This is a genomic window from Phocoenobacter uteri (genome assembly GCF_900454895.1).
Taxonomy (GTDB): domain Bacteria; phylum Pseudomonadota; class Gammaproteobacteria; order Enterobacterales; family Pasteurellaceae; genus Phocoenobacter; species Phocoenobacter uteri.
The window spans coordinates 1,968,067-1,983,648 of the sequence record NZ_UGTA01000001.1; the positions used below are offsets into that span (position 1 = coordinate 1,968,067).

Here is a 15,582-nt window from a genome sequence, read left to right on the forward strand (position 1 = left end):
TTTTTGTAAGAAAATGACCGCTTATTATGATGCTTTTTATACAGTTTTATTTGAAATAGAAATTTAAACATTTCTTTTGATATAAAATCGAATGTTTTTTATTATCTTGTTATTTTTTTTACAAAATTTCGTGATCTGGCTCACATTTTAAGAATTTAATCGTATTGAGATTATTTTTTAGCGATATAATTAGAATATATTTAAAAATAGCAGATATATTTTAATAGATAAAATAATATTCGAGATAAAAATGATGAAAAATTATCAAAATACCATTCCGACGGATCAGTTAGATCGACAAATTTTAAGGGTGTTGACACTTGATGCTCGCACGCCTTATGCGGAAATGGCAAAACAATTTAATGTAAGTGCGGGAACAATTCATGTTCGTGTTGAAAAAATGCGTCAGTCAGGTTTGATTAAGGGTACGAAGATTCGTATCGATGAACAGAAGCTTGGCTATGATGTGTGTTGCTTTATTGGTGTTATTTTGAAAAGTGCCAAAGATAGTAATGCGGTTATTCAAAAATTATCTCAGTTTGATGAGATTATTGAAGCCTATTATACCACTGGTAATTATTCTATCTTTTTGAAAGTAATGACACATACTATCGAAGAATTGCATCATTTACTGTCAGCAAAAATTCAATCTCTTGATGAGATTCAATCAACCGAAACAATTGTTTCAATGCAAAATCCAATTAAGAGAAGTATCAATCCCTCAAAAATCGATTTTTAATAAATTTTAACAATAATAAGGAGAATCAAAATGTCAGAAGTTTTCCACTTAGGCTTAACGAAAGCAATGTTAGAAGGTGCGGAATATGCGATCGTACCTGGAGATCCTGCACGTAGTGAGCGTATTGCTAAATATATGGATAATCCAAAATTCTTAAACTCAACCCGTGAATATACCTCTTGGTTAGGTTATATCAATGGCAAACCAGTTGTAGTATGTTCAACAGGTATCGGTGGTCCATCAGTGTCTATCTGTGTAGAAGAATTAGCACAATTAGGCGTGCGTAACTTTGTGCGTATCGGTACAACAGGGGCAATTCAACCACATATCAATATCGGTGATATCTTGATCACAACAGGTGCAGTACGTCTTGACGGTGCAAGCCAACATTTCGCACCAATGTGTTTCCCTGCGGTTGCAGACTTTGAATTAACCCAAGCAATGTATGAGGCGGCAAAAGGCTGTGAATATCCAACTTATATCGGTGTAACTGCGTCATCTGATACTTTCTATCCAGGTCAAGAACGTTATGACACTTACACAGGTCGTGTGTGGAAAGATTATCAAGGTAACTTCAAATTATGGCAAGATCTTGGCGTAATGAACTTTGAAATGGAATCTGCAACACTTTACACAATGGCTCACGCATTAGGCTTAAAAGCAGCGATGGTTTCAGGTGTAATTGTAAACCGTACTCAAAAAGAAATTCCAAATGAAGAAGATGCGAAAACCGTTGAAGTTCGTAGCGTAACCGCAACGATCGAAGGATTGAAAAAAGTATTGTAATTTAATATATTAAATAGCATAACACCTCAAAATAATTGACATTTTGAGGTGTTTTTTTGTGCATAAAAAAACCTACCAAGCGGTAGGTTTTTTATCAAAATTTGCAAATTAAATTATGCTAATTTTTTGATTTGAGCTGCTAATTTAGCTTTGTGGTTAGACGCTTTATTTTTGTGAATTAAGCGTTTTGATGCCATACGATCCACAACTTTTTGCATTTCTAAAAATGCTTTTTGAGCAACTTCTTTGTCACCAGCTTCAACTGCTGCGTAAACTTTTTTAATGTGAGTACGCATCATTGAGCGTAAGCTTGCATTGTGTTGACGGTTTTTTTCTGATTGAACCGCACGTTTTTTTGCCGACTTGATATTAGCCAAGGTCAAACTCCTAAAAATATCTATATAAAATAATACTACGCATAAATTCGATTATCTATGCGACGAAATCTGTCATTTTCAATGAGACACGGGCTTGAAAATAATACCATTTCACACAAAGAAAACTCTCGTGGAAAAGATAGTGTGCAATTCTAACAGTTTTTTTCTGTTTTTCCCATACAAAACTGATAAAATTCCGAACAATTTTAAAAAACAAAGTAGAGAGAGATTATTTTGAGTAACAAATTGATTAAATCAGGATTGATTTTCAGTTCAATGACCTTGCTTTCTCGTGTGTTAGGTTTAGTACGAGATGTGGTGATTGCCAATATACTAGGCACGGGCGTGTCTGCCGATGTCTTTTTATTCGCAAATCGTATCCCTAATTTTTTACGCCGATTATTTGCCGAAGGGGCATTTTCTAAGGCATTTGTGCCGGTGTTGGCGGAATATAATGCCGACGGCGAATTGGATAAAACTCGTGAATTTATCGCCAAAGTGTCAGGAACACTAGGGGGATTGGTCACGATTATTACCCTTGTCGCAATGATTGGCTCGCCTATCGTGGCAGCTTTGTTTGGTACAGGTTGGTTTGTGGATTGGCTCAATGGTGGGGCGGACGCAGAGAAATTTACCCAAGCTTCATTACTCTTAAAAATCACTTTTCCTTATTTATGGTTTATCACTTTTGTCGCTCTTTCAGGGGCGATTTTAAATACCATTGGCAAATTTGGGGTAATGGGATTCTCACCTGTTTTGTTGAATGTGGCGATTATTGGTGTCGCTCTGTTTGGGGCAGATTATTTTCCCTCGACGGATATTGCACTCGCCTTTGGGGTCTTTTTAGGGGGATTATTACAATTTCTGTTTCAGATTCCGTTTTTGAAAAAAGAAAAATTATTAGTTAAACCCAAATGGGCGTGGCGAGATGAAGGGGTCACGAAGGTTCGCCGTTTAATGATTCCTGCCCTGTTTGGCGTGTCAGTGACTCAGGTCAATTTATTGTTAAACCAAGTGATCGCCTCTTTTTTGGTAACAGGATCGATCAGCTGGCTTTATTATTCAGATCGTTTAATTGAATTTCCACTCGGTTTATTTGGGATTGCGATTTCTACGGTCGTGTTGCCGAGTCTGTCTAAAATTGCTAAAAAGAAAGATATTGATGACCTTCAACGCCAAGCACAGTTTAATCAAACAATGGATTGGGGGGTGCGAATGGTATTGTTACTCGGTATCCCAGCGATGATTGGTATTGCTTTGCTCGCTCAGCCGTTATTGATGACAATTTTTATGCGAGGTAAATTTCAGTTAAGTGATGTGGTAGCAGCGTCGCACTCTTTAACAGTAATGTGCTTTGGTTTGATTAGCTATATGATGATCAGCATTTTAGCGAATGGTTTTTATGCCAATCAAAATACTAAAACGCCGGTAAAAATCGGGATTATCGCGGCAATCAGTAATATTTGTTTTGGCTTATTAGCGATTCCTTTTGGCTATATTGGATTAGCTATGGCATCCGCCCTTTCCGCAGCAGTGAATGCCACCTTGCTTTATCGTGGCTTATCACAACGGGGCATTTATAAACTTTCCAAAAAAACGATTATATTTAGTTTAAAATTATTGATTTCAGCTTTACTAATGGGGGCGGTCGTCAATTATTTCTCGCCAACCTTACAACAGTGGTACAGCTTAACCTTATTAGGACGAATTCATTGGCTTGCTTGGTTGATTTTATTAGCAGCAGGGCTCTATTTTGGGTGCTTGGTATTATTAGGATTACGTAAAAAAGATTTTAGAGCAGAGTAATGAAAACATTGATTTTATATTTAACCACAGATGGGCAAACGCAAAAAATTGCTCAACATATCGCAAATGAAATACAGGGCGAGATAACGTTAATTGATTTAAAAGAGCAACAAATTTCAGCAGAGCAATTAAAAGAGGCGGATCAAATCATTATTGGCGCGTCTATTCGTTATGGGCATTTTAGTCCAATGTTGAAAAAATTCATACAACAACATTATGAACTTTTAAATCAAAAAAAATCGGCATTTTTTAGTGTCAATTTAGTGGCGAGAAAAGAAGAAAAAAATACCCCTGAAACCAATTCTTATACGCGTAAGTTGTTGGCAGAAATCAGTTGGAAACCGACAGAAGCGGCTGTGTTTGCAGGGAAGTTAAGTTATCCAAAATATAATTGGTATGATCGTGCGATTATCCGCTTTATTATGAAATTAACGGGTGGCGAAACAGATACGACCAAAGAGATTGAATATACAGATTGGAATAAGGTGACGGAGTTTGCACGAAAGTTTTAAATGTTTAAATAAATGCTTTATTAAAATAATTTCTTTGGATTAGTGCATTTGTGATAGAATTCGCCAATTCATCAGAAAATTTATTGGTCATTATTATTATTTTTTACAGAAAATTTTTTGCAAAAAGTGAAAAAAATATGACCGCTTACATATTTAAAATACAAGGAAAAAGATAACGTGGAAAAGAATTTAGTTGATTTTTTAAAGAATACTTTAGCTGATTTAAAAGCTGAGGATATTCAAGTCATTGATGTAACAGGTAAATCAAGTATTACTGATACAATGATTGTGTGCACAGGGACATCAAGCCGTCACGTGGCATCGATGGCGGACAATTTAACAGAAGAGAGCAAAAAAGTAGGTATTGAAGTATTTGCATCAGAAGGTAAAGTGACATCAGATTGGATTGCCGTTGACTTTGGGCAAGCAATTGTACATATCTTGCAACAAGATAGCCGTGAAGTGTATCAATTAGAGAAATTGTGGCATAGATGAAAATTCAGTTAGTCGCTGTTGGCACAAAAATGCCGAAATGGGTAACAACGGGATTTGAAGAATATCAACGTCGTTTTCCTAAGGATATGCCTTTTGAATTAGTGGAAATTCCAGCTGGAAAGCGAGGAAAAAACGCTGATATTAAACGCATTCTTGATCAAGAAGGGAATGCGATGCTGAATGCCTGTGGGCGTAATCGTATTGTTACCTTAGATATTCCAGGTAAGCCTTGGACAACGGAGCAATTAGCACAACAGTTAGAAATGTGGAAAAACGATGGGCGAGACGTGAGTTTACTTATCGGTGGCCCTGAAGGTTTATCCCAAGAATGTAAACAGCGAGCAGAACAAAGTTGGTCGCTTTCACCTTTAACTTTACCGCATCCGCTTGTGAGAGTGGTGGTGGCCGAGAGTTTATATCGTGCGTGGTCATTAACAACGAACCACCCTTATCATCGAGAATAATGAAGTTTTTTAGTAAAAAAAAATCACCATTTCTATTAACAACTCGAGAGCGAGTCAGAGATGGTAAGGTTGAAGCTAATTTATTTGCACGCCGTGCCTTAGTCGGTTTTTTAGGTGTATTGGCATTAACGTCGGTGTTATTAGCCAATATTTACCATTTACAAGTTTCAGATTATCAAGACTATCAAACTCGCTCAAATGGTAATCGCATCAAATTACTACCAATCCCTCCTGTACGAGGCTTAATTTATGATCGTAAAGGAGAAGTTTTAGCTGAAAATCTGACTTTTTTCGGCTTGTATGTTGTGCCTGAAAAAGTAGATAATTTATCTGAGACTTTAGAAAAATTAAAGGAAGTCGTTGGGCTAACGGATGAAGACATTGCTGAGTTTTATCAAGAACGCAAACGTGCTTCTCGCTATACACCAATTTTACTCAAAAAAGATCTGAGTGAAGAACAAATTGCACGCTTTGCGGTAAACCAATATTTATTTCCTAATGTGGATGTGCAAGCCTACTTCAAGAGAAATTATCCTTATGGTGAAGCGTTGACGCATATTATTGGTTATGTCGCTAAAATTAACGATCGTGACCAAAAACGTCTTAAAGAGGAAGGAAAATACCACGATTATGCTGGTATGCACAATATTGGGAAGCTGGGAATTGAAAAATATTACGAAGATCAGCTACACGGTGTAACAGGTTTTGAAGAGGTAGAAATCAATAATCGTGGTAAGGTTATTCGTAAATTACGAGAAAAATCGGCGGTTGCTGGAAGTAGCATTCAATTAACACTTGATATTGATTTACAACGTTATATTTCAAATCTATTGATAGACAAGAAAGGGGCTGTTGTGGTGCTTGATGCGAAGGATAGTAGCATTCTAGCGATGGTGACGAATCCAAGTTATAACAATAATTTATTCGTTGATGGGATTTCATATGACAATTATAAATTATTGCTTAATGATCCTGATCGTCCTTTATATAGTCGAGCAACGCAAGGTTCTTACCCTCCAGCTTCAACCATCAAACCTTTTATGGCGGTAGCGGGATTAACAGAAGGGATAATTACGCCTGAATTAACTATTTTTGATCCTGGTTATTGGATTGTGCCAAATACTACTCGTAAATTTAGGGATTGGAAAAGAGTGGGGCATGGTACAACCAACTTAAACAAAGCAATCGCAGAATCATCGGATACTTATTTCTATCAGCTTGCCTTTAATTTAGGGATCAATAAAGCATCAGAATGGATGAAAAAATTTGGTTTTGGGCAAAAAACAGGGATTGATATTTTTGAAGAGTCTGCGGCGATTATGCCAAGCCGTGAATGGAAGCAACAACGTTATAAACAATCGTGGTTGCAAGGGGATACGGTATCTATAGGTATCGGACAAGGTTATTGGATTGCGACGCCATTACAATTAGCGAAGGCATTGGCGGTATTAGTGAATAATGGGCAAGTTAATACGCCACATTTGATGAAGCAGATTGTCGGTACAGACGTACAAACCTATGAAGACCCACTGCTTTATGAAGATATTAAAAATGTGCCAAAAGCTTACTGGAAAGCTGCAAAGCAAGGTATGTATAGCGTAGTAAATGCACCAAATGGTACAGCACGTAAAGCCTTTGCTGATACACCTTATAAAGTCGCTGGAAAATCAGGCACGGCACAGGTGTTTAGTTTAGCTGAAAACCAAGAATATGATGCAAAAGAGCTTAAAAAAGAGTTGCACGATCACGCATTATTTATTAGTTTTGCTCCTTATGATAACCCGAAAGTAGTTATTTCGATTATCTTAGAAAATGAAGGGGGCGGGTCAAGTCATGCTGCTCCAGTAGTACGACAAATTTTAGATTATATTTTGTTGCATTCCGATATATTTAAAAAATCGCAAAAAGATCCAAAAATATCACCGCTTGAAAAGGGGCTGTAATGAGTAATCAAATCACTGGTTTTATAAAAAAAATATTTGATATTGATATTTGGCTATTACTCGGACTAATCGTGATTAGTTGCTATGGCTTGTGGGTGTTATATAGTGCAAGTGGTGCAAATGAGCGAATGTTTACTTTGCGTATTATTCAAGTTTCGCTTGGTTTTTTTGTATTATTTGTAATGGCAATGTTGCCACCTACTTTTTATCAACGTATTTCGCCATTGCTTTATATTCTTTGTATTATTTTGTTGATTTTAGTTGATGTAGCGGGAGAGGTTAGTAAAGGGGCTCAGCGTTGGTTAAATCTTGGTTTTATTCGTTTTCAGCCCTCTGAGATTGCGAAACTCTCTGTACCTTTAATGGTTGCAACTTATTTAGGTAAGCGAGCATTACCACCTTCATTAAAAGATACAGGCATAGCACTATTGATTATTTTTGTTCCCACTTTATTAGTGGCGAAACAGCCTGATTTGGGAACGGCGATTTTAGTTTGTGCAGCAGGTATGTTTGTTCTCTTTTTAGCGGGATTAAACTGGAAACTTATTGGTGCGGGTGTTGTGGGCGTTGCGGGATTTATTCCGATAATGTGGTTCTATCTAATGCACGATTATCAGAAAACGCGAGTGATGACGTTGCTTGATCCTGAGAAAGATCCTTTGGGTGCTGGTTATCATATTATTCAATCTAAGATTGCGATTGGATCGGGTGGATTTTATGGAAAAGGTTGGTTACAAGGAACGCAATCTCAGCTAGAATTCTTACCTGAACCGCATACTGATTTTATTTTTGCGGTATTAGGGGAAGAATTAGGTATGGTTGGCGTACTGGTTCTACTTGGTATTTATTTGTTTATTATTGGTCGAGGTTTAATCATCGGCGTGAAAGCAAATTCAGCATTTGGACGTTTAATTTCAGGAGGAACGGCGTTATTATTCTTCGTCTATGTTTTTGTAAATATTGGGATGGTAAGTGGAATTCTTCCAGTAGTTGGTGTACCATTGCCGCTCTTTAGCTATGGTGGAACATCTTATGTAACCTTAATGGCAGCATTTGGATTGATTATGTCCACTTATGTTCATCAAGCTAAACAAAAGGATACGAATCCTTATAATAGAAAACTAGCAAGGAATAGAGCGTAAAAATATTTGAGAAATTAAAGGTAATTTATGAAAATAACAAAGGTCATTCGATCATTATTGGTCGCTATGTTGATAATAGGCGGAATGCCCGCAATAGCGAAATATTCAGTGAATGGTGGGATTAAAGGGGCAAAATTATTGCCTTCTAAAGTATCTAATCACAAATACTCATACCGTGATCGAGGTAGAAAATATACCACATTAACTCCAGCAGAATCAGCACGTTATTCAGCAGTTGGGATGGCAAGTTATTATGGTGGAAAGTTTAATGGTCGTAAAACCGCAAATGGCGAAATTTTTAATGAAAACCATTTTACTGCAGCACATAAAACACTGGCATTTGGAACTTATTTGCTTGTTACGAATCTACGTAATGGACGTAAGCTGATTGTTCGTGTTAATGACCGAGGTCCATTTAGCAATAAGCGTATTTTAGACCTGTCGAAAAGATCTGCACGCTATTTGGGGATGCTGAAATCAGGAATTTCAAAAGTAAAAATTGAAGCATTGCAGGTTGATAAAGACGGATATATTTTTGGTAAGGGAACGCATTCGTTATTAAAAATTGCGAAAAGATCAGGATTAAAATTAAAAGTACGCTCAGATAGATCGAATAAGGCAAAAGTAACGCACTATTCTAGTCACAATATTATTGTAAAAGTGACTAAATTTAAATCTGAGAAGTTGGCAAAGCAAATAGCTAGAGTGGTAAAACCTAAAGCTGAAATTAAGAAAAATGGTCGATATTTTGATGTTTTCATTTATCCAAAAGATACGAAGAATACACAGAAGGTTAAAAAACAACTTGCACTGTTAACACATAATAAGGTTTATACTTATACAAAGTCTGTTCAAGAGCAAAAGAAGACGCGATCATCTAAGGCTAAAATTGCAACTAATAAAATTATTGTAAAAGTAGCTCAATTTAAGTCTAAACATATTGCAACTAAAATGATGAAAGCGGTGAAACCTAAAGCTGAAATCAAAAAGAATGGTAAATATTACGATGTGTTAATTTACCCAGAAAATGTAAAACAATCACAAAAAGTAAGACAGCAACTGGCAATTCTTACACATAATAAAGTTTACACTTATAATACTAAATAAACAAAAAGGAATACCCAATGTTAAAGATTAGACAAAAATTATTTCAATTAGGCGTGAGTGCGTTATTTATTTCATCAACAGTTTATGCAGATGATACGATTGAATTTAATAAGGGTATTCCCAAATTACAAGCTAAAAGCTATGTTCTGATGGATTATAACTCAGGGCAAGTGTTAGCGAGCTTAAACCCAGATCAACGTCATTATCCTGCTAGCTTAACCAAAATGATGACTAGCTATGTGATTGGCTCAGCATTAAAGCAGGGCTATATTAGTAATGATGATAAAGTAGTGGTTTCTGAAAATGCGTGGGGAGCAAAATTTCCAGGCTCTTCAAAAATGTTTTTAAATTTGAATCAAAAAGTCTCTGTGGCTGATTTGAATCGTGGGATTATTATTGCTTCTGGAAACGATGCTTGTGTGGCTATGGCAGAACATATTTCAGGTACGCAAAAAGAATTTATTAACGTAATGAATCAGTATGTGAAAAAATTTGGTTTGAAAAACACTCATTTTGCGACAGTTCACGGCTTAGATGATCCAAATCAGTATTCTTCAGCTTATGATATGGCAATTATTGGTTCTCGTATTATTCGTGATTTACCAGAAGAATATAAAATTTATTCAGAGAAAGAATTTACATTTAATAAAATTAAACAAAATAACCGTAATGGCTTGTTATGGGATAAATCAATGAATGTTGATGGAATGAAAACAGGTCACACCGATGAAGCTGGCTATAATCTAGTAGCTTCAGCAAACAATGCAAATACACGTTTAATCTCAGTAGTAATGGGTGTACCAACCTATAAAGGTCGTGAAACTGAAAGTAAGAAATTACTTAAATGGGGATTTGCAAATTTTGAAACTTTTAAACCGCTTCAAGCTGGCAAAAGTATTGCTGAACAAAGTGTTTATTATGGCGATAAAAACAAGGTTCATCTAGGTTCATTCACGGATAGCTATATTACTATTCCAAAAGGTAAGCAATCTCAGCTAAAAGCACGTTACGAGTTAGAAGGCAAAGTTTTAAAAGCACCATTAGTGAAAGGGCAAGTTGTGGGTAAAGTAATTTATCAATTAGCTGGAAAAGATATCGCTTCTGCAAATTTACAAGTAATGGAAGATGTAATGGAAAGCAATATCTTAGGACAAGCTTGGGACTGGGGTGTATTAACAGTAAAAGGATTATTTAACTAAATGCAAGACCAACAGCAGCAACCATTAGAACACAGACAAAAGAAGCGCCGTCAAAAGAAAGATCCAAATGCTCCTTTTGTACGACCAAAATTAGAATTACCAGACGGGCATAACAAGTTATTATTGCATTCTTGCTGTGCACCTTGTTCTGGTGAAGTGATGGAAGCAATTTTAGCTTCAGGGATCGAATTTACGATTTATTTTTATAATCCGAATATTCATCCACTGAAAGAGTATTTAATTCGCAAGGAAGAAAATATTCGCTTTGCTGAAAAATATAATATTCCGTTCATTGATGCGGATTATAACCGTAAGGATTGGTTTGAACGTGCCAAAGGAATGGAAGATGAACCTGAGCGCGGTATTCGTTGTACAATGTGTTTTGATATGCGTTTTGAGAAAGCTGCTCAGTATGCTCACGAGAATGGTTTTCCCGTTTATACGAGCTGTTTAGGGATTTCTCGTTGGAAGGATATGAACCAAATCAATGGTTGTGGACATCGTGCGGCTGAACCTTATGATGATGTCATATATTGGGATTACAACTGGCGTAAAGGTGGTGGTTCGCAACGAATGATAGAAATCAGCAAAAGAGAGAAATTTTATCAGCAAGAATATTGTGGTTGCGTTTATTCATTACGTGATTCAAATAAATGGCGAGAAGCGACAGGGCGTCAAAAAATAGAAATTGGAACGCTTTATTATTCACCAGAAAGCTAGTTTTGAATAAAAATACTACACTTAGTGAAAAATTTAAAAAAAAAGCTAGACAAGATTAGATAAAATCACTAATATACGCTTCCGCAACGACGCAATACTTAAAGGCGTTCGTAGCTCAGTTGGATAGAGCGTTGGCCTCCGGAGCCAAAGGTCGCAAGTTCGAATCTTGTCGAGCGCGCCAGAAGTTAATGCTTTAAAACAACAAAATAGACGATGGTGGCTATAGCTCAGTTGGTAGAGCCCTGGATTGTGATTCCAGTTGTCGTGGGTTCAAGTCCCATTAGCCACCCCATTTTGTCTAGTTCAAATTAAGATCGGCGAGTAGCGCAGCTTGGTAGCGCAACTGGTTTGGGACCAGTGGGTCGTAGGTTCGAATCCTATCTCGCCGACCACTTTCCTTTTTATTTCACTATATATTTTACTTATTTTCCATATACTTAAATTATTTCTTCATTATTATTTTATGTTGCCTATCTTTTTTCATAGCGTTACAATAATACTGTATAGCAAAGATAATCATTATTTTTGTTTATATAAGTAGGTCAAATAAGATAATAACGAACGGAAGATTTAATCTATTTACCTTACTCATCATTAGATTCTCATTTCTTTATCTCGTTATTAAAATTTGACTTAGCCTCAATAAAATTTTATTACGGAGTTCACTATGAAAGCAGCAGTTGTAAATCAAGCTTGTACTGACGTTGAAATCGTTGAAAAACCAATACCTGCTATTGGGGAAGGTGAAGCATTAGTTGAAGTAGAATACTGTGGCGTATGCCATACGGATTTGCATGTTTGTTCTGGGGATTATGGAAAACAACCGGGAAGAATATTAGGGCATGAAGGAATTGGAATCGTAAAAGAGATTGGCAAAAATGTTACCTCATTGAAGATTGGCGATCGTGTAAGTATCGCTTGGTTTTTTGAAGGCTGTGGCACATGTGAATACTGTAATAGTGGGCGTGAAACCCTATGTAGAAGCGTAAAAAATGCAGGTTTCACCGTTGATGGCGGTATGTCAGAATATTGCGTTGTAACGGCAGATTATGCGGTTAAAGTACCAGAAGGCTTAGATCCAGCTCAGGCAAGTAGTATCACTTGTGCTGGCGTAACCACTTATAAGGCGATTAAAGTTTCAGCTGTTCGTCCAGGACAATGGATTGCGATTTATGGTGCAGGTGGTTTAGGTAATTTAGCTATTCAATATGCTCATAATGTCTTTGGAGCAAGAGTCATTGCAATTGATCTTAATGATGATAAGTTAAATTTAGCCAAAGAAGTAGGTGCTGAGGTTGTTATCAATGCGGGTCGAGAAAATGCAGCAGAAAAAATTAAAGAAGTGACAGAAAGTGGTGCTCACGTTGCTGTTGTAACCGCAGTATCAAAAGTGGCATTTAATAGTGCAATTGATTGTGTTCGTGCGGGTGGTAAAGTTGTTGCTGTGGGCTTGCCAGTTGAAACGATGGATCTATCTATTCCTCGTACCGTACTTGATGGCATTGAAATTATTGGATCTTTGGTTGGTACACGGCAAGATCTTGCAGAAGCATTTGATTTCGGTGCTCGTGGCATTGTTACACCAATCGTTCAAAAGCGCCGATTAGATGAAGTAGCAGACGTATTCCAAGAAATGCGTGATGGTAAAATTCAAGGACGAATGGTTCTAGATATGAAGAAAAAAGACTAATCGTTTGTTGTATTAGACTGCTAAAACCCATCTATTTTAGGTGGGTTTTATTTTATCGCACAATTGTTTCCAATTTTTTAATGAATCCAACAGGATTTTCCCAATGGCAATTATGCCCTGCATTTTCAATAAGTTGATAATTTAATTGATATTGTATTGCTTGGGTTTGGAATTTTTTATCTCGCTCGCCGATTATAAAATGTAAATTAGACTGAGTTTTTATTTGCTCTAATAAAAAGGCTTGTTTTGCAAGGCTAGTGGCTTTGAGCATTTGAGCAATACATTTTCCGTTATTGCTTTTTCTCTTTTGGATCAGCTGTTGTTTTTTTGCAAAATCAAGATCAAAAAAGACCGCTTGTTGATACCAATCTTGTAATACATTTTCGATATTTTCCGTTTCAAAACGTGTTGCCCAAGCGATATCATTTTGCCAGCGAACGTAGCGTTGAGATTTAGTTTCTAAGCCGATATTTGCCCCTTCTACAATAGTACCAAGTAGAAGTGGATTATTCTTGAATAAATGATAATGCAGTGCGATTCGTCCGCCGAGTGAATAACCGACAAGATAAAAAGGACGATCGATTTGAGTTTGTAAGGTATCGTGAATTTGCTGGCATACTTCATTAAAATCATTACAACAAATTGTTTCACTCTGTCCGTGAAAAGGAAGATCGAGAGTAAGCGGTCTAATTTTTGGATGATTTTGCAAATTTTTTAGCACCTTATTCCAATCTTGTTGCGAGCCGAGTAGTCCGTGTAAAAAGACCACCGGAATACTCGGTTCTGCTAGATTTGGTACATTATGCCATTGAAATGCTAACATTAGTCAATAGAAGCTCGGGCAATTTGTTTCAGAATAGATTGGTAAATTGAGCTACCTTCAATCTCATTTACTTTTATTTCAACAATGGTTACACCTTTGCGAATGTAAGCCTGTTTGAGCTTAGTTTTTAAATCTGCCCAAGTGAATGGGCGAATATAATCAATGCCGAACATAGTTGCAATATGGGAAAATTCAAAATTATGTGAAGCACGGTAATATTTGGATTTTACTTTTGGATCTACGCCTAAGGTATCAAAAATTGCTCCACCACTGTTATTGATAATAAAAAGAGTGGTCGGTTGAGTAATTTGACGCAATAAGGCGATTGAGTTGAGATCGTGTAATGCGGAAATATCGCCAATAATAGCAACATTTGGACGCTCGCCACCAATTGCTGCTCCTGCCATTGTAGCGATTAAACCGTCAATGCCACTCGCTCCTCTGTTTGTGTAAATTGGGTAATTATCTGGTAAGCGAGCAAAGGCATCAGCTAGCCTAACAAATAAGCTATTACCTAAAAATAAGTGTCCGTTTGGCGGTAATAATTGACTTAACTGATGAGCAAAAGAGGCTTCATTTAGGCTCGTCCCTACTTGTTTTGTAACAAACTCATCGCAGAATTTAGATAGAGCTAAGGGTTCAAGCAACCATTTTTTTTGTGGTATCGCTGGATGCGTTTGTACAAAATGGGATGCTTTGGCAATAAAACGAGTATGGGGTTTTGCAAATTGGTTTAAGTAATCAGAATGCTGATCAACAATCCACAATTCGCCATTAAATCCGCTTAAAAATTGATTGACTCGTTTGCTGATAATTTGTGTGCCAAATTGGATTACGATATCCGCTTGGCTTAATCGTTTACGCACTGTGTTGTTGGCAAGCCAGATATCCGCATACGGTAAATTTGGCGTAACAGAAGATTGAATATCACAAATTAAGCACCAGCCGAGCGTTTCCGCCCAATTTCTAAGTTTTGCACCTTCGCCAGCTGTTAATTTTCCAACAACAATGACTCCTCGTTTAGTTCGCCATTCTTCCCAGTTTGAGTGAGTAAATACTTCACTGTGATTGGCGTGTTGTACTAAATATTTTCTGTCTTTTGCTTTAAGGTAATGTTGTACAGAATCGAGCCATTCATCGTTATAAATTCTGCTCTCATCGGCGTCATATAATGGCTCAGCAAAAGGGGCGTTGATATGAATGACACCCGCTTGATGTTGCTGTTTACCACAAGCTCTTTCAATTTGAGAAAGCACCCAATTTGCACTGTAATCTCGACTTGGTTTAGGTAAATTGAGGCTTTCAATTGGGTAATTTGCAAATATTCCTTGCTGTTGAATTGCTTGATTTGCCCCACAACTGATTAACTCAGGGGGGCGATCTGCTGAAAGAATAATTAAATTATGATGGGTAATACTTGCTTCGATAATAGCGGGGTATAAGTTTGCAACCGCAGTGCCTGAGGTGACGATGATCACTACAGGATCCATCGTCGTTTTTGCGATACCTAAAGCAAAAAAGCCTAATCCACGTTCATCAAAGTGAGTATGGCATTTTACAACACCTTGTTTTTGTAAGTTTATCGCTTCTAAAGTTAAAGGTGTTGAACGACTGCCTGGTGCAATACAGAAATGTTTTACACCGTGATGCAATAACGCATTTAAAATAAGATATGACCAAGAACGATTAAAGGTGCTAGTTGTCATTATTATTACCCAATTAAATTTCTAAAATTGTGCTTATCATATAATAACTTCTAGTTACAACCAAATAGTAAGC

At 36.8% G+C, this 15,582-nt stretch carries 15 protein-coding genes and 3 tRNA genes; 15 read left to right on the forward strand and 3 right to left on the reverse strand.

Going from position 1 to position 15,582, the window contains the following annotated elements; all coding sequences use genetic code 11:
* Positions 1–250 precede the first annotated feature (250 nt).
* Together asnC and udp are read left to right on the forward strand one after the other, a co-directional pair.
* Positions 251–739, forward strand: a complete 489-nt coding sequence (gene asnC / locus DYE60_RS09025; RefSeq protein WP_115316266.1) for a transcriptional regulator AsnC — start codon at positions 251–253, stop codon at positions 737–739.
* A gap of 30 nt (positions 740–769) precedes the next feature.
* Entirely contained in the window at positions 770–1,525 is a 756-nt protein-coding gene (gene udp / locus DYE60_RS09030; protein ID WP_115316267.1) for a uridine phosphorylase, read from the forward strand.
* A 113-nt stretch (positions 1,526–1,638) separates the two neighbouring features.
* On the opposite strand, the gene rpsT is transcribed toward udp, so the two are convergent.
* Positions 1,639–1,902 carry a 30S ribosomal protein S20 gene (gene rpsT, locus DYE60_RS09035; protein WP_115316268.1) on the reverse strand — a complete coding sequence of 88 codons (264 nt, stop codon included), beginning with the start codon at positions 1,900–1,902 and terminating at the stop codon, positions 1,639–1,641.
* A gap of 234 nt (positions 1,903–2,136) precedes the next feature.
* Here rpsT and murJ point away from each other — a divergent pair, with 234 nt between their 5' ends.
* From murJ to adhP, 13 genes are all read left to right on the forward strand, one after another.
* Positions 2,137–3,708, forward strand: coding sequence for a murein biosynthesis integral membrane protein MurJ (gene murJ, locus DYE60_RS09040; protein WP_115316269.1), 1,572 nt, complete (start codon positions 2,137–2,139; stop codon positions 3,706–3,708).
* Positions 3,708–4,220 (forward strand): menaquinone-dependent protoporphyrinogen IX dehydrogenase, encoded by a 513-nt coding sequence (hemG, locus tag DYE60_RS09045; protein WP_115316270.1) that lies wholly within the window; start codon positions 3,708–3,710, stop codon positions 4,218–4,220. The genes murJ and hemG overlap by 1 nt, the downstream gene beginning before the upstream one ends.
* 177 nt (positions 4,221–4,397) lie before the next feature.
* Positions 4,398–4,715 carry a ribosome silencing factor gene (rsfS, locus tag DYE60_RS09050; RefSeq protein ID WP_115316271.1) on the forward strand — a complete coding sequence of 106 codons (318 nt, stop codon included), beginning with the start codon at positions 4,398–4,400 and terminating at the stop codon, positions 4,713–4,715.
* A complete protein-coding gene (rlmH, locus tag DYE60_RS09055) occupies positions 4,712–5,179 on the forward strand; it encodes a 23S rRNA (pseudouridine(1915)-N(3))-methyltransferase RlmH (protein ID WP_115316272.1) in 468 nt (155 codons plus the stop codon). The genes rsfS and rlmH overlap by 4 nt, the downstream gene beginning before the upstream one ends.
* Entirely contained in the window at positions 5,179–7,122 is a 1,944-nt protein-coding gene (gene mrdA / locus DYE60_RS09060) for a penicillin-binding protein 2 (RefSeq protein WP_115316273.1), read from the forward strand. The genes rlmH and mrdA overlap by 1 nt, the downstream gene beginning before the upstream one ends.
* Entirely contained in the window at positions 7,122–8,264 is a 1,143-nt protein-coding gene (gene rodA, locus DYE60_RS09065; protein ID WP_115316274.1) for a rod shape-determining protein RodA, read from the forward strand. The genes mrdA and rodA overlap by 1 nt, the downstream gene beginning before the upstream one ends.
* Positions 8,265–8,291: 27 nt before the next feature.
* Positions 8,292–9,371, forward strand: coding sequence for a septal ring lytic transglycosylase RlpA family protein (locus DYE60_RS09070; RefSeq protein ID WP_115316275.1), 1,080 nt, complete (start codon positions 8,292–8,294; stop codon positions 9,369–9,371).
* Positions 9,372–9,388: 17 nt separating this feature from the next.
* Positions 9,389–10,570, forward strand: coding sequence for a serine hydrolase (locus DYE60_RS09075; protein WP_115316276.1), 1,182 nt, complete (start codon positions 9,389–9,391; stop codon positions 10,568–10,570).
* Complete coding sequence (locus DYE60_RS09080) at positions 10,571–11,290, forward strand: epoxyqueuosine reductase QueH (RefSeq protein WP_115316277.1); 720 nt, start codon at positions 10,571–10,573, stop codon at positions 11,288–11,290.
* Positions 11,291–11,394: 104 nt separating this feature from the next.
* Positions 11,395–11,471: transfer RNA gene (locus tag DYE60_RS09085), tRNA-Arg, on the forward strand.
* A gap of 35 nt (positions 11,472–11,506) precedes the next feature.
* A tRNA-His gene (locus DYE60_RS09090) sits at positions 11,507–11,582 on the forward strand.
* 23 nt (positions 11,583–11,605) lie between these two features.
* Positions 11,606–11,682 (forward strand) — tRNA-Pro (locus tag DYE60_RS09095).
* Positions 11,683–11,957: 275 nt separating this feature from the next.
* Positions 11,958–12,980 carry an alcohol dehydrogenase AdhP gene (gene adhP / locus DYE60_RS09100; RefSeq protein WP_115316278.1) on the forward strand — a complete coding sequence of 341 codons (1,023 nt, stop codon included), beginning with the start codon at positions 11,958–11,960 and terminating at the stop codon, positions 12,978–12,980.
* A gap of 52 nt (positions 12,981–13,032) precedes the next feature.
* Here the strand turns inward: adhP and menH are convergent, their stop codons facing one another.
* Together menH and menD are read right to left on the reverse strand one after the other, a co-directional pair.
* Complete coding sequence (gene menH, locus DYE60_RS09105; protein WP_115316279.1) at positions 13,033–13,803, reverse strand: 2-succinyl-6-hydroxy-2,4-cyclohexadiene-1-carboxylate synthase; 771 nt, start codon at positions 13,801–13,803, stop codon at positions 13,033–13,035.
* Complete coding sequence (gene menD / locus DYE60_RS09110) at positions 13,803–15,509, reverse strand: 2-succinyl-5-enolpyruvyl-6-hydroxy-3-cyclohexene-1-carboxylic-acid synthase (protein WP_115316280.1); 1,707 nt, start codon at positions 15,507–15,509, stop codon at positions 13,803–13,805. Before menD ends, menH begins: the two co-directional genes overlap by 1 nt.
* Positions 15,510–15,582: the final 73 nt, after the last annotated feature.